Consider the following 14257-nt stretch of genomic DNA (forward strand, 5'->3'; position numbering starts at 1 on the left):
GCATAAGTCCAGCCCTTCACCGACCGCGACGATCATTCACCTCGCGTATGCGCAGCCATCGCTTCAATCCTTTTGCTTGTGCTTCTTGTGCTCACGCCGATCGGACTTTTCGAACGCCTCTTCCAGTGCCCGGTTGATGGTGCGCAAGACCTTGACCCGCGCCCAGCGCTTGTCGTTGGCCTCCACCAGGGTCCATGGCGCAATCTCGGTGCTGGTACGGTCGACCATGTCGCCGACCGCCGCGCGGTAGGCATCCCACTTTTCACGGTTGCGCCAGTCGTCCTCGGTGATCTTGAAGCGCTTGAAGGGGATCTTTTCGCGCGCCTCGAAGCGCTCCAGTTGCGTCTGCTTGTCGATCGACAGCCAGAACTTGACCACCACCACGCTGGCATCGGTCAGTTGTTCCTCGAAATCGTTGATCTCGCTGTAGGCGCGCAGCCAGTCCGCCGGGCTGCAAAAACCTTCGATGCGCTCCACCAACACCCGGCCATACCAGGAGCGGTCGAACACCGTGAACTTGCCCCGGGCCGGCAGGTGGCGCCAGAAGCGCCACAGATACGGTTGCGCCCGCTCCTCTTCGGTGGGTGCGGCAATCGGCACGATGCTGTACTGGCGCGGATCGAGCGCTGCCGCTACCCGGCGGATCGCCCCACCCTTGCCGGCTGCGTCGTTACCCTCGAAGACCGCCACCAGCGCATGGCGACGCATGCGTTTGTCACGCATCAATCCGGAAAACCGCGCCTGCTCGGTAATCAGTTGTTCTTCGTAATCCTCCTTGTCCAGGTGCAGGCTCAGGTCCAGGCTGTCGAGCAGGTTCACTTGATCGACACTGGGGAACACGGGGGCCGCGCTGACCTTTTCCGGATGGATCGTCGGCCGCTGCAGTGCGCCATGCAGGCCCTCAAGCAGAATCCGCCCCACGGCCAGACTGCGATAATGTGCATCCGCCCCTGCAATCACATGCCAGGGTGCATAGTCGCGGCTGGTGCGACGCAGCACCCGCTCGCCATACTTCACGAACCTGTCGTAGGTTTGCGACTGCTGCCAGTCCAGCGGGCTGATGCGCCAGCTGTGCAGCGGGTCGTCGGCCAGCGCCTTGAGCCGTGCCTTCATTTGCTTTTTGGAGAGGTGAAACCAGAACTTGAAGATCAGCGCACCTTCATCGCACAGCATCTTTTCCAGGCGTTCGGCGGAGTTGATCGCCTGGTCGAGTCGCGGGTCCTTGAACTCGCCATGGACCCGCCCCTGCAGCATCTGGCTGTACCAGTTACCGAAGAAAATCCCCATGCGGCCCTTGGCCGGCAGCATCCGCCAGTAACGCCAGGCCGGTGGACGCGCCAGTTCTTCGTCGGTTTGCTGATCGAACGTGCGCACCTCGATCAAGCGCGGGTCCATCCACTCGTTGAGCAACTTGATCGTCTCGCCCTTGCCCGCACCTTCGATGCCGTTGATCAGGATGATCACCGGAAAGCGGCGTTGCTGCTGCAATTCGAATTGCGCTTCGAGCAAGGCTTCACGCAAGGCCGGCTCTTCGGCGTCGTAGGTCTCTTTGTCGATGGCGTGATCGATTTCGGCAGATTCAAACATGAGCGGCTCCCTTACAGATGTGAGCAAGACTAGCGGATCGAACTGAAGGCCAGCGGAGATTTTCCCATCCAGCCCCATGCATGCCTTGCCACAGATCAAGCGCCACACCCGCGATCGGCTAGAATGGCGCCCTTGCCGTTGCCGAGCCTGCCATGAAACCTGTATTGCCCCACGCCCAACTCGACTGGGATGACCAAGGTCGTCCGTATTCGCGAGTGTTCGACGATGTGTATTTCTCCGACAAGTCGGGGCTGGACGAGACCCGCTATGTGTTCATCGAACAAAACCGTCTGGCCGAACGCTTTGCCGCCTTGCCCGAGGGCGGGCGGCTGGTCATCGGCGAAACGGGGTTTGGCACCGGGCTGAATTTCCTGTGTGCCTGGCAGGTGTTCGAGCAACACGCGGCGGCGGGAGCACGGCTGCATTTTGTCAGCGTCGAAAAGTACCCGTTGAGCCCGGCCGATCTGCAACGTGCCCTGGGGCTGTGGCCGGAACTCAAAGTGTTTGCCGATCAACTGCTTGAGCAGTACGTGGCGATCCATCAGGGTTTCCAGCGCCTGACGCTGGACAACGGCCGTGTGACCCTGACCCTTTTGATCGGCGATGCACTGGAACAACTGCCGCAACTCGACGCCCGGATCGACGCCTGGTTCCTCGACGGTTTCGCTCCGGCGAAAAATCCTGACATGTGGACCGCCGAACTGTTTGCCGAACTGGCTCGCCTGGCCGCTCCCGGTGCGTCCATCAGCACCTTTACCAGCACCGGTTGGGTGCGACGCCTGCTCAACGCTGCCGGCTTCAAGATGAAACGCACCCCCGGCATCGGCCATAAATGGGAAATCCTGCGCGGTGAGTTCCTCGGCTGGCCCGAGCAAACCCCTGCTCCGCTCGCCGAGAAGCCGTGGTTTGCCCGCCCGGCGCCCCTGACCGGCGAACGCCGGGCATTGGTGATCGGTGCCGGCCTGGCCGGTTGTGCCAGTGCCGCCAGCCTTGCCGAACGGGGCTGGCAAGTGACGTTGCTGGAGCGTCACGACGACATCGCCCGGGAAGCTTCGGGCAACCCGCAGGGCGTGCTCTACCTGAAGCTATCGGCGCATGGCACGGCGCTGTCGCAAATGATCGTCAGCGGATTCGGCTACACCCGGCGACTGCTCGAACACTTGCAGCGGGGCCGTGACTGGGACGACTGCGGCGTATTGCAACTGGCCTTCAATGCCGTGGAAGTCGAACGCCAGGCGCAATTGGCGGCGGCGTTCCCGGCGGATTTGCTGCACCTGCTCGATCAGTCCGAGGCGCAGGCCGTGGCCGGTATCGGGCTGGCCCACGGTGGCCTGTTCTATCCAGAAGGCGGCTGGGTCCACCCGCCGGCGCTATGCCAGTGGCAGGCCGGGCACCCGCGAATTCAATTGCTCACCCACCGCGATGCGCTGGAACTGCGCAAGGTAGAGGATCAGTGGCAAGCGTGGAACGGCGAGCAACTGCTGGCCAGCGCCCCCGTGGTGGTGCTCGCCGGTGCAGCCGAAATCCAGCGCTTCAGCGAGAGTGCCGAGTTGCCGCTCAAACGCATTCGCGGGCAAATCACCCGCCTGGCACAAACCCCGCAAAGCCAGGCCCTGAGCACGGTCGTGTGCGCCGAAGGTTATGTCGCTCCCGCACGTCTGGGCGAACACACGCTGGGGGCCAGTTTCGACTTCAAGAGCGATGACCTGACGCCGACCACGGCCGAACACCTGGGCAACCTGGCCATGCTCGAAGAGATTTCCCACGACCTGGTCGAGCGCCTGGAGATCGAGCACCTGGACCCCGAAAGCCTCCAGGGTCGCGCTGCGTTTCGTTGCACCAGCCCTGACTACTTGCCAATCGTCGGCCCGTTAGCCGACAACCAGGCGTTCACTCAGGTGTATGCCGCGCTGGGCAAGGACGCCCGGCAGGTGCCGGACGTCGAATGCCCATGGCTTGACGGTTTGTACGTCAACAGCGGCCACGGTTCACGCGGCCTGATCACCGCGCCGTTATCCGCGGAACTGCTGGCGGCGTGGCTGGACAACGAACCCCTGCCGTTGCCCAGAAGCGTGGCCGAAGCCTGCCATCCCAATAGGTTTGCCTTGCGTCGCCTGATCCGCGGCAAGTAGTCGATTGGGCCCGCACAGCCCGCTTATAACTCATCGATATAAAACTCCCCTTGCCGAGGCGGGTCAGTTTCTGAGTACCCGCCGTTTTGGCGCGGTATCGATCGACCCTCCCCAACGGAAAAACCGGTAAGGAATTTATGTGCGGATTAGCTGGCGAGTTACGTTTTGATCATCAACCTGCAGACCTTGCAGCCGTTGAACGAATCACCCATCACCTGGCCCCTCGCGGCCCCGACGCCTGGGGTTTTCATAGCCAGGGGCCGGTTGCCCTGGGCCATCGACGCCTGAAAATCATGGACCTGTCGGACGGCTCGGCGCAGCCGATGGTCGACCCGCAACTGGGCTTGTCCCTGGCCTTCAACGGGGCGATCTACAACTTCCCGGAACTGCGCACCGAGCTTGAAGGCCTGGGCTACGCCTTCTATTCCGGTGGCGACACCGAGGTGCTGCTCAAGGGTTATCACGCCTGGGGCGAAGCCTTGCTGCCGAAACTCAACGGCATGTTTGCCTTTGCCGTTTGGGAGCGCGATGCCCAACGCCTGTTCATCGCCCGCGACCGTCTCGGCGTGAAGCCCTTGTACCTGTCGCGCACCGGCCAGCGCTTGCGCTTTGCCTCGGCACTGCCGGCATTGCTCAAGGGCGGCGACATCAACCCGCTCCTCGATCCGGTGGCGCTTAATCACTACCTGAATTTCCACGCAGTGGTCCCGGCACCGCGCACCTTGCTGGCGGGTATCGAAAAACTGCCGCCGGCCACCTGGATGCGCATCGACGCCGATGGCCGCACCGAACAGAAAACCTGGTGGACGCTGCCCTACGGCCCACACGAGGATGAGAAAAACCTCACCCTCGAAGACTGGCGCGACCGCGTACTCGACAGCACTCGCGAAGCGGTCGCCATCCGCCAACGGGCAGCGGTGGATGTCGGTGTGCTGTTGTCCGGCGGTGTCGACTCAAGCCTGCTGGTGGGCCTGTTGCGCGAAGTCGGCGTGGACAATCTGTCGACCTTTTCCATCGGCTTCCAGGACGCGGGCGGCGAGCGCGGCGACGAGTTCCAGTATTCCGACCTGATTGCCCGGCACTACGGCACGCAGCATCACCAATTGCGCATCGACGAAAAAGAGATCATCGAACAACTGCCCGCCGCGTTCCGCGCCATGAGCGAACCGATGGTCAGCCACGACTGCATCGCCTTCTACCTGTTGTCCCGGGAAGTGGCCAAACACTGCAAGGTCGTCCAGAGCGGCCAGGGCGCCGATGAACTGTTCGCCGGCTACCACTGGTACCCGCAGGTGGACGGCGCGAGTGATCCGTATGCCGCGTACCGCGAAGCGTTTTTCGACCGCAGCTACGACGACTATGCCGCCACCGTGCAACCGAAATGGCTGACCGCGAATGACGCCGCCGGTGACTTCGTCAAAGACCATTTCGCAAAACCCGGTGCCGACGCGGCAGTGGACAAGGCCTTGCGCCTGGACAGCACGGTGATGCTGGTGGATGACCCGGTCAAACGTGTCGACAACATGACCATGGCCTGGGGCCTGGAAGCGCGCACGCCGTTTCTCGACTACCGCCTGGTGGAGTTGTCGGCACGGATTCCGGGGCGTTTCAAACTGCCGGACGGCGGCAAGCAGGTGTTGAAGGAAGCCGCGCGGCAAGTGATTCCCAGTGAAGTGATCGACCGCAAGAAAGGTTATTTCCCGGTGCCGGGCCTCAAGCATTTGCAGGGCGATACGCTGGAGTGGGTGCGCGAACTGCTGCTCGACCCAAGTCAGGATCGCGGCCTGTTCAACCCGGCGATGCTCGACCGTCTGCTGACCGATCCACAGGGACAATTGACGCCGTTGCGCGGCTCGAAGCTGTGGCAACTGGCGGCCCTCAACCTGTGGCTCAGCGAACAAGGAATCTGACCGATGAAACCTCACGCCACGGCTTTCAGCCAACGCCTGTTGCGCGGCCAGTCACCCTCCTATGAACGTTTGCAGGCGCGACTGGCCGAGGATGGCGGTGCGCTTGGCGCGGCGCCGATTGCCGTGCATTGCGGCTGGGGCCGCCTGCTGATTGGTCACACCTTTGCCGATGCCGCGAGCCTCGCCGGGGAGTTGCTCAACGAGCAGCCCGGCGAGCGGGACATCGCGCTGTACGTCGCCGCGCCCCAACAAGTGCTGGGGCTGGAGCCGACGCAGTTGTTCCTCGACCCGTCCGATACCCTGCGCCTGTGGTTCAGCGACTACCGCCAGGCGACCCGGGTGTTTCGCGGATTTCGCATTCGCCGCGCGCAAAGCGACGCCGACTGGCAGGCCATCAACCAGCTGTATCAGGCACGCGGCATGCTGCCGATCGATGCCACCCTGCTCACTGCGCGCCACTTGGGTGGCCCGGTGTACTGGCTGGCCGAAGACGATGACAGCGGCGCGGTGATCGGCAGCGTCATGGGCCTCAATCATCAAAAGGCCTTCAATGATCCGGAGCACGGCAGCAGTCTCTGGTGCCTGGCGGTCGACCCGCATTGTGCGCGACCGGGCGTCGGTGAAGTGCTGGTGCGGCACTTGATTGAACACTTCATGAGTCGCGGGCTCGCTTATCTCGACCTGTCGGTGCTGCACGACAACCGCCAGGCAAAAAACCTTTACGCCAAGCTCGGTTTTCGCAACCTGTCGACCTTCGCCATCAAGCGCAAGAACGGCATCAACCAGTCGCTGTTTCTCGGACCCGGCCCGGAAGCCGCCTTCAACCCGTACGCCCGGATCATCGTCGAGGAAGCACACCGTCGCGGCATCGATGTGCAAGTCGATGACGCCGACGCCGGGATGTTCACCCTCAGCCATGGCGGGCGCCGGGTACGCTGCCGCGAATCCCTGAGCGACCTGACCAGCGCCATCAGCATGAGCCTGTGCCAGGACAAGAGCCTGACCCACAAAGTGCTCAAGACTGCCGGGTTGAACCTGCCGGCGCAGCAACTGGCGGGCAATGCCGATGACAATCTGGCGTTCCTCGATGAATACCAACGCGTGGTGGTCAAGCCACTGGATGGTGAACAGGGCCAAGGCGTGGCGGTGGATTTGCGCACCATCGAGGAGGTGCAGCAAGCCATGGAAGCCGCCCGCCACTTCGACAATCGCGTGCTGCTGGAAAGCTTCCACCAGGGCCTCGACCTGCGAATCCTGGTGATCGGTTTTGAAGTGGTCGCGGCCGCCATTCGCCGGCCGGCCGAAGTGGTCGGCGACGGCCAGCACTCCATCGGCGCGTTGATCGAAGCCCAGAGCCGGCGCCGACAAGCGGCCACGGATGGCGAAAGCAAGATCCCGCTGGACGGTGAAACACTGCGCACCGTGCAGGCCGCCGGGTACGACTACAACAGCATCCTGCCGGCCGGTGAGCATCTGTTCGTACGCCGCACGGCGAATTTGCACACCGGCGGCGTGCTCGAAGACGTCACGGCGATCCTGCATCCGACGCTGGCGGATGCCGCCGTGCGCGCGGCCCGGGCGCTGGATATTCCCGTGGTCGGCCTCGACCTGATGGTGTCTGCCGCAGACCAGCCGGACTACGTGTTTATCGAAGCCAACGAACGGGCCGGGCTGGCCAATCATGAACCGCAGCCCACGGCGGAGCGGTTTGTCGATCTGTTGTTTCCGCACAGTCAGCCGGTGGTCTCTTAGTCATGCGGTGCCAGCACCGACGCCATCGCGGGCAAGCCCGCTCCCACAGTTGACCGCGATCCTCTGTGGGAGCGAGCTTGCTCGCGATGGCGGCCGTACAGGCGATAACCAATCAGGAGTTTCCATGACCAGCAATATCCCCGAACCGGACCTCGGTTACCTGCAAAAAGTCCTGCTGGAAATGCTCGCCATTCCCAGCCCCACCGGGTTCACCGACACCATCGTGCGCTACGTCGCCGAACGCCTTGAAGAACTGGGCATTCCCTTCGAGCTGACCCGTCGCGGCACCATCCGCGCCACGCTCAAGGGCAAGAAAAACAGCCCCGACCGCGCCGTTTCCGCTCACCTGGACACCATCGGCGCGGCGGTGCGTGCAGTGAAAGACAACGGCCGCCTGACCCTCGCGCCGGTCGGCTGCTGGTCCAGCCGCTTTGCCGAAGGCAGCCGGGTCAGCCTGTTTACCGACAATGGCGTGATCCGCGGCAGCGTCTTGCCGCTGATGGCGTCCGGGCACGCATTCAATACTGCCGTGGATGAGATGCCGATCAGTTGGGACCACATCGAGTTGCGTCTGGACGCCTACTGCGCCACCCGTGCCGACTGCGAGTCACTGGGCATCAGCGTCGGCGATTTCGTCGCATTCGACCCGTTGCCGGAGTTCACCGAAAGCGGTCACATCAGCGCCCGCCACCTCGACGACAAGGCCGGGGTGGCCGCGCTGCTGGCGGCGCTCAAAGCCATCGTCGACAGTGGCCAGGAACTGATGATCGACTGCCATCCGCTGTTCACCATCACCGAGGAAACCGGCAGCGGCGCCGCGGCGGCGCTGCCCTGGGACGTCAGTGAGTTCGTCGGCATCGACATCGCACCGGTCGCGCCCGGCCAACACTCCAGCGAACATGCGGTGAGCATCGCGATGCAGGATTCCGGCGGGCCGTATGACTATCACCTGTCGCGCCACCTCCTGCGCCTAGCCAGCGACAACGAACTGCCGGCACGACGGGATCTGTTCCGCTACTACTTCAGCGACGCTCATTCGGCGGTCACCGCCGGCCACGACATTCGCACCGCCCTGCTCGCCTTCGGCTGCGATGCCACCCACGGCTACGAGCGCACCCACATCGACAGCCTCGCCGCCCTGAGCCGCCTGCTGGGTGCCTACATTCTCAGCCCGCCGGTGTTTGCCAGCGACGCGCAACCGGCCAAGGGCTCACTGGACCGTTTCAGCCATCAGCTCGAACACGACACCCAGATGGAAAGCGATACGCGGGTGCCGTCGGTGGACAGCCTGGTGGGGCAGCGGTCGGAGAACTGATCCAGGATCTTCATTGCCAGGTATGCCGCCATCGCGAGCAAGCTCGCTCCCACATTGCCCGCATTCCCATGGGAGAACTCGATCAACTGTGGGAGCGAGCTTGCTCGCGATGGCGTCAGTGTGGACAACATCGAACCCCAGGCTAGCCGATACAGGTCATACGCCGTAGCATCCCGACATTGATCCAACCGAGGTGCCTATGCTGATCCCCCACGACCAACTTGAAGTCGACACCCTCACCCGCCTGATCGAGGATTTCGTGACCCGCGACGGCACGGACAATGGTGACGACACGCCGCTGGAAACCCGCGTCCTGCGTGTGCGCCAGGCCTTGACCAAGGGGCAGGCACTGATTGTCTTCGATCCGGAAAGCGAGCAATGCCAACTGATGCTCAAGCACGACGTGCCCAAGCACCTGTTTGACTGAATCTTCAGCGTCCCTTGGTTTTCGCCAGTTTTTTCTGGATGCGTTCGTAGATTTCGCAGCGGTGCACATTCACTTCCTGAGGCGCTTCGACGCCAAAGCGAACGTTGTTTCCGTTGATCGCGAGAACCCGCACGGTAATGTTGTCACCGATGGAAATGTTTTCGCCCACAACGCGAGTGAGTACGAGCATGAGGAGTGTCCTTCAGGGGTTACCGGCCCTTGAAGATGCCCGGCCCGCCGTACGCCTACAATGCTCCGACAGCAAACCGGAGCGAGCTGACAGCCCCTGAGCCACCGCGCTTACGGAAAGGTCCGACAAGCCGGCGGATTGTAGGAACCCTCTGTCAGGACGCGGAGAATCGCGGCCCGAACAGGATGATGCTCGCGCCGATCACACACAGCGCCACACCGAGCCAGTCCGACCCCAGCGGACGAATCCGCTCGACCACGGCCAGCCAGCCAATCGAAGCAATGATGTAGATGCCACCGTAGGCGGCGTAGGCGCGGCCGGCGTAGGTGGCCTCGATACGGGTCAGCAGCAGGGCGAACAGTGTCAGGCTGAGAAGCGCCGGCACCACCCACCACATGCTCTTGCCCTGGCGCAGCCACATCCAGAAAGCGAAGCAACCGGCAATTTCGAACAGCGCGGCAAGGAAAAACCACAGGTAATTGAGCATGCAAGCGTCTCGCGAGGATGGCCGATGGCGGCCACCCTAACCACCGCGCTGCCTGCGGGCAAGATCAGCTTGCGGATTGCCTGGCCTTGGCGCGCATTTTGTCGGCCATGACGGTCATTTCGTCGTAGAGCAATTGCGGGTTCTTCTGCTTGATCGCCCAGGCCATGCGGCCCTGTTCGTGGGGCAGGATCATGAACTCGCCGGCTGCGACCTGCCGGTAGATGTAATCGGCGATGTCGGTGGCGCTGATCGGCGAACTCTCCAGCAACTTGCCGACCTGTGCTTTCATCGCCGGGGTCGGGCCGCGGAAGGAATCCAGCAGGTTGGTCTGGAAGAACGACGGGCACACCACATGCACCCCGACTTCCTGATGCGCCAGCTCGATCAGCAGGCTCTCGGACAACGCCACCACACCGGCCTTGGCCACGTTGTAGTTGCTCATCGCCGGGCCTTGCATCAGCGCGGCCATGGACGCGATGTTGATGATCTTGCCTTTGCTTTGTTCCAGCAGCGGCAGGAAAGCCTTGCAGCCCTTGACCACGCCCATCAGGTTGATCGCGATCTGCCAGTCCCAGTCCTCCAGGGACAATTCACTGAAGAAGCCGCCAGACGCTACACCGGCGTTATTGACGATGACGTCAATGCCGCCGAGCTTGACCTCACAGGCCTGGGCGAACGCCGTCAGTTGGCTGTAATCGCGCACGTCGCAGCGTTGGATAAAACCATCGCCACCGGCCTCCCGGACCAGCTTCAGGGTTTCCTGCAGACCGGGCTCGCTGACGTCCGACAAGGCCAGTTGCCAGCCTTCACGCGCCCAGCGCAGCGCGATTTCGCGACCCAGGCCAGAGCCTGCACCAGTGATCATCATGCGATTTTGCATAGCAAACAGCCTTGTTGTTCTCGGAAGATGCACCGAGTGTAGCGAAGGAAATTGCCCGACCCACGCTCCATCAGATTGCTGAATGGCCCGAGCAAACCGCGGGAGTGCCTGAAGCAACTAAGGCAACGCAAAAGAAATAAGAACCCATCCGAAATACTTCAAAAAAACTTGGAATTTTCTTGCCTGCGCAAGAGTCGGATTTTTTAAGCAGCTCGAATTCATTTCATTCCCGCTGATCTTGATTGGCATGGTCAATCCACTGCATTTTCGACAAGGAAATAGACATGGGCACAATACTCATCATTATTCTGATCCTGTTACTCATCGGTGGTTTGCCGGTCTTCCCGCACTCCAGAAGTTGGGGTTATGGTCCGTCCGGAATCATCGGCGTCGTGTTGGTGGTCCTGTTGATCCTGCTCTTGCTCGGCCGAATATAAGAACTCGCCAGGCAAAAAAAAGAGGCCCTTGAAGGGCCTCTTTTTTATTGCGTCACAACTTGTTAGTCCGGCTTGCCATCAACTACACCGGCGGTGTTGTCCAGCAGGCTCTTGGTCGCCGTTTGCAGGAACGATTCGAGCTTGAGTTTCAACTCGGAGGTCCGTGGCGCATCGGCAATGATTTCGGCGTGAGGGTTGGCACCCAACTCATAGCGATACAACTTCGGCGCCATGTCCTTGTCGCGCGGCAATACCAGAATCTGGTCGGCGGTGAGGATGGCCGTGGTCTGCTCGCTGCCCGACGGCTTGATCACACCAATGCCCGCGTCGCCTTCCGGCAGGTTGAGCAGGTCGCGTCCCCAGCACTGATGACGCACTTCGCCACCGATGCGGCCCATGATGGTCGGCACGATGTCGATCTGGGTGCCCACTGTGTGGTCACGCTGGCCGAACTTTTCCTGGATGCCCGGCGCGATCATCAGCATCGGCACGTTGAAGCGGCCCAGGTCCATTTCGGTGATCTGCCGTTCGTTGCCAAAACCGTGGTCACCGACGACGACAAACAGGGTTTCCTTGAAGTACGGCTCCTTGCGGGCCTTTTCAAAGAACTGGCCCAGGGCCCAGTCCGAGTAGCGCATGGCGGTCAGGTGTTCGTTCAGGCTGCCGCGATCGGTCACGCGCTCGACCGGCAATGGCGTCGGCAAGGCGTAAGGCGTGTGGTTGGACAGGGTTTGCAGCAAGGCATAGAACGGCTTGCCGTTTTCCCGTGCCTTGAGCTCGACCAGGCCACGGTCGAACATGTCCTGGTCGGACACGCCCCAGGTCGGATCGGAGAACACCGGATTGACGAAATCGTTACGGCCGATGAAGTTGGTCATGCCCTGGTTGCTGAAGAAACCCGACTGGTTGTCCCAGGCGAAATCGCCGTTGTAGACATACACGTCGTCGAAGTCACGGGCACTGAGCAACTGCGGCAGGCCGGACAGCTTGTGGCTGCCTTCCGGGGTCTGCATCAGGTATTCGAAGCCCGGCAGGTTCGGGAAGCAGGCCATGGTGGCGAACATACCCTGGTGGGTATGGGTGCCGTTGGAGAAGAAGCGGTCGAACAGCAAGCCTTCCTTCGTCAACTTGTCGAGGTACGGCGTGATGTTGCCCGGTCCGCCCAGCGCGCCCACCGAGTGACCGGCCATGCTTTCCATCAGGATCACGACGACGTTCTTGATCGGCAGGGTCTTGTCGGCCGGCGGCGTGTAATCGCGACGTACCGCTGCGGTTTCGGCATCCACCAACTTGTCGGCCGGCACCACCAGCATGTCACGCACCACTTGCTGGGCTTGTGGCTGTGGCAGGGTCGCCTTCCAGATATTGTCGCGATCTTCGGACATCCGGCTCTTGGCTGCGGCAACCAGCGACAGCGTGCCATTGAGGCCCAACTGGTTGGCGAAGTTCGAGTCGGTGGTATAGACGTCACCCCAACGCAGCGGCGGCCCCTGACGCAGGGTGCCTCGCGCGGCGACCACACAGATCAGCAGGCAAACCACGAACACGGCGATGCGCGCGTACCACGGCGCAATCTGGCGAGTGCCGATGCTGCCGCCACTGAACGGGCCACGTGGACGGGTTGCACGGTCGGCGCCCTTGAATGCCAGGCTCAGGAGCCAGGTGCCCACGGCCCAGGCCAGCAGGTAGCGAACCACCGGGAAACCGTACCAAAGCATGCTCATCACGGTCTTCGGATCTTCCTTGACGTACTGGAAGACCAGACCGTTGAGGCGCTGGTGGAACTCGCGGTAGAAGTCCATTTCCATCAGGCCCAGGAACAGCGCGATGCTGGAAACGATCGTCAGCCACAGACGGAACAGCCCGCGTGCGGCCATGGCCCGGGCGCTGAACAATGCCAGCAGCAACGGAATGCTGAGATAGACCACCAGGCGCAGGTCGAAACGCAGACCGTTGGCGAATGCCTCGAGGAAAGTCGAGGCCGGTGTGTCGAGGATCATCGAGCGGTTGTAGACCAGCAGCGCGACGCGCAGCAGGCTGAACATGACCATCATGACCAGGGCACACAACAGCGTGTAGGCCAGATGCGATTTGACGGTCGGTTGCAGCAGGCGACTAGAAGCTCGCTGCTGATTCAGGGCGTCCGGGATTGCCATGTCGTTTTAGGACCCATTGGAAGTTGAAGTTTCAAAAATACAGCTGCGCTTTGCCCTCTTTTCGGCCCGTACGAGGCCCGGGGGGTTGCGCGGTGCGCAAATGTTGCACGATCAACGGCTGTATTGCCATTGATTACTACCCTCATCCCGACTGTTTCATCCTGCACTCAGGAATACGCAGCGTGTTGCGGCAGAGCCGGCGAATTGTCTTGGAGACGGGGTGAAAATTTCGTGCAACGCATATCCGGAAACAAATTAAAGCGCTCAGACCCGGTCAAAAATGCAAACGCCCCGAACCGGTCGGGGCGCTGCGAAGTCACCTGAAAAGAATCACTGCCTTACTTCTCGGCGCGTTCCTTGAGGGCTTTCAAGGTATTGAACGGGGCATCCACCACGAACTTGTTGGCCACCATCGACGGCACGCTGCCGCCCGGCTCGGTGTGTACCTGATAGGTCACTTCGATCTGGTCGCCCTTGGGGACGAACTTCCAGAAACCGTCGACCTTGGCGACCCGCACGAAACCTTTTTCTTCGGGAATGTATTTCGGCACGCCTTCGAGCTTGCGGGTCACGCTGCCATCGGCACCTTCGGTGGTCGTGATGTGCAGCACCGAATCACGCGGCGTAACCGGCCATGGGGTGTTGAACTGAGTGTAAGTCCAGCTCTGGTCACCTTCGTGCTTGAGCAGCTTCTGGGTCTTGCATTCGTGAATCCAGGCGCAGGCCCCGGACACGTCCTCCTGCAACGCACGCAGCTTGGCCATGGTGGTTTTCATCAGCGTGACGCCCTGGTAGGCCTTGTAGTCGGACCCGGCCACTTCACTCAGGGAGATCTTGATGCCGTCTTCGTCTTTTTTGACTTTCCAGTCTTCGGCCTGGGCGGTCGAGGTAGCCAGCACAACCGTCAAACCACACAGCACAGCCATACGATGCAGCGAACCCATAGTCTTATTCCTTATTGTTGAAGTTCCGTTCGTTGTACAC

General features: G+C 61.7%; 12 protein-coding genes. 6 read left to right on the plus strand and 6 right to left on the minus strand.

What is annotated here, in order from left to right; genetic code table 11:
* Nucleotides 1-63: 63 nt before the first annotated feature.
* On the minus strand, nucleotides 64-1587 hold the full coding sequence (pap, locus tag AB4O16_RS08740) for a polyphosphate:AMP phosphotransferase (RefSeq protein WP_460157534.1): 1524 nt from the start codon (nucleotides 1585-1587) through the stop codon (nucleotides 64-66).
* A 152-nt stretch (nucleotides 1588-1739) separates the two neighbouring features.
* Between pap and mnmC the strand changes: the two genes are divergently transcribed.
* The 5 genes from mnmC (at nucleotide 1740) to AB4O16_RS08765 (ending at nucleotide 9123) form a co-directional block, all read left to right on the plus strand.
* The gene (mnmC, locus tag AB4O16_RS08745; RefSeq protein ID WP_460157535.1) at nucleotides 1740-3719 is read left to right on the plus strand and encodes a bifunctional tRNA (5-methylaminomethyl-2-thiouridine)(34)-methyltransferase MnmD/FAD-dependent 5-carboxymethylaminomethyl-2-thiouridine(34) oxidoreductase MnmC; all 1980 of its coding nucleotides are present in this window, start codon (nucleotides 1740-1742) and stop codon (nucleotides 3717-3719) included.
* A gap of 137 nt (nucleotides 3720-3856) precedes the next feature.
* The gene (locus tag AB4O16_RS08750; RefSeq protein WP_460157536.1) at nucleotides 3857-5629 is read left to right on the plus strand and encodes an N-acetylglutaminylglutamine amidotransferase; all 1773 of its coding nucleotides are present in this window, start codon (nucleotides 3857-3859) and stop codon (nucleotides 5627-5629) included.
* Between the two features lie 3 nt (nucleotides 5630-5632).
* Nucleotides 5633-7381, plus strand: coding sequence for an N-acetylglutaminylglutamine synthetase (gene ngg / locus AB4O16_RS08755; protein WP_460157537.1), 1749 nt, complete (start codon nucleotides 5633-5635; stop codon nucleotides 7379-7381).
* Between the two features lie 124 nt (nucleotides 7382-7505).
* Nucleotides 7506-8696: an osmoprotectant NAGGN system M42 family peptidase gene (locus AB4O16_RS08760; protein ID WP_253559381.1), complete on the plus strand. Its 1191-nt coding sequence runs from the start codon at nucleotides 7506-7508 to the stop codon at nucleotides 8694-8696.
* A 199-nt stretch (nucleotides 8697-8895) separates the two neighbouring features.
* Nucleotides 8896-9123 (plus strand): YheU family protein, encoded by a 228-nt coding sequence (locus tag AB4O16_RS08765; protein ID WP_003199186.1) that lies wholly within the window; start codon nucleotides 8896-8898, stop codon nucleotides 9121-9123.
* Nucleotides 9124-9127: 4 nt separating this feature from the next.
* Here the strand turns inward: AB4O16_RS08765 and csrA are convergent, their stop codons facing one another.
* The 3 genes from csrA to AB4O16_RS08780 all read right to left on the minus strand — a co-directional run bounded on the left by csrA (nucleotide 9128) and on the right by AB4O16_RS08780 (nucleotide 10680).
* Nucleotides 9128-9313: a carbon storage regulator CsrA gene (csrA, locus tag AB4O16_RS08770; protein WP_150717519.1), complete on the minus strand. Its 186-nt coding sequence runs from the start codon at nucleotides 9311-9313 to the stop codon at nucleotides 9128-9130.
* 154 nt (nucleotides 9314-9467) lie between these two features.
* Nucleotides 9468-9800, minus strand: a complete 333-nt coding sequence (locus tag AB4O16_RS08775; RefSeq protein ID WP_008004345.1) for a YnfA family protein — start codon at nucleotides 9798-9800, stop codon at nucleotides 9468-9470.
* 64 nt (nucleotides 9801-9864) lie between these two features.
* Nucleotides 9865-10680, minus strand: a complete 816-nt coding sequence (locus AB4O16_RS08780) for an SDR family oxidoreductase (RefSeq protein WP_460157538.1) — start codon at nucleotides 10678-10680, stop codon at nucleotides 9865-9867.
* Nucleotides 10681-10958: 278 nt separating this feature from the next.
* Between AB4O16_RS08780 and AB4O16_RS08785 the strand changes: the two genes are divergently transcribed.
* A complete protein-coding gene (locus AB4O16_RS08785; protein ID WP_172435350.1) occupies nucleotides 10959-11117 on the plus strand; it encodes a DUF3309 family protein in 159 nt (52 codons plus the stop codon).
* Between the two features lie 62 nt (nucleotides 11118-11179).
* Here the strand turns inward: AB4O16_RS08785 and AB4O16_RS08790 are convergent, their stop codons facing one another.
* Nucleotides 11180-13273, minus strand: coding sequence for an LTA synthase family protein (locus AB4O16_RS08790; RefSeq protein WP_460157539.1), 2094 nt, complete (start codon nucleotides 13271-13273; stop codon nucleotides 11180-11182).
* A 338-nt stretch (nucleotides 13274-13611) separates the two neighbouring features.
* Nucleotides 13612-14217 carry an START domain-containing protein gene (locus tag AB4O16_RS08795; protein ID WP_460157540.1) on the minus strand — a complete coding sequence of 202 codons (606 nt, stop codon included), beginning with the start codon at nucleotides 14215-14217 and terminating at the stop codon, nucleotides 13612-13614.
* Between the last annotated feature and the right edge of the window lie 40 nt (nucleotides 14218-14257).

The sequence above is a fragment of the Pseudomonas sp. S2_H10 genome, assembly GCF_054668285.1.

Bases quoted from the DNA above. Each gene is read 5' to 3' on its own strand.
- AB4O16_RS08790 (WP_460157539.1), bottom strand. From the start codon at position 13,273: ATGGCAATCCCGGACGCCCTGAATCAGCAGCGAGCTTCTAGTCGCCTG.
- AB4O16_RS08780 (WP_460157538.1), bottom strand. From the start codon at position 10,680: ATGCAAAATCGCATGATGATCACTGGTGCAGGCTCTGGCCTGGGTCGC.
- AB4O16_RS08795 (WP_460157540.1), bottom strand. From the start codon at position 14,217: ATGGGTTCGCTGCATCGTATGGCTGTGCTGTGTGGTTTGACGGTTGTG.
- AB4O16_RS08760 (WP_253559381.1), top strand. From the start codon at position 7,506: ATGACCAGCAATATCCCCGAACCGGACCTCGGTTACCTGCAAAAAGTC.
- mnmC (WP_460157535.1), top strand. From the start codon at position 1,740: ATGAAACCTGTATTGCCCCACGCCCAACTCGACTGGGATGACCAAGGT.
- ngg (WP_460157537.1), top strand. From the start codon at position 5,633: ATGAAACCTCACGCCACGGCTTTCAGCCAACGCCTGTTGCGCGGCCAG.
- csrA (WP_150717519.1), bottom strand. From the start codon at position 9,313: ATGCTCGTACTCACTCGCGTTGTGGGCGAAAACATTTCCATCGGTGAC.
- AB4O16_RS08750 (WP_460157536.1), top strand. From the start codon at position 3,857: ATGTGCGGATTAGCTGGCGAGTTACGTTTTGATCATCAACCTGCAGAC.
- AB4O16_RS08765 (WP_003199186.1), top strand. From the start codon at position 8,896: ATGCTGATCCCCCACGACCAACTTGAAGTCGACACCCTCACCCGCCTG.
- pap (WP_460157534.1), bottom strand. From the start codon at position 1,587: ATGTTTGAATCTGCCGAAATCGATCACGCCATCGACAAAGAGACCTAC.
- AB4O16_RS08775 (WP_008004345.1), bottom strand. From the start codon at position 9,800: ATGCTCAATTACCTGTGGTTTTTCCTTGCCGCGCTGTTCGAAATTGCC.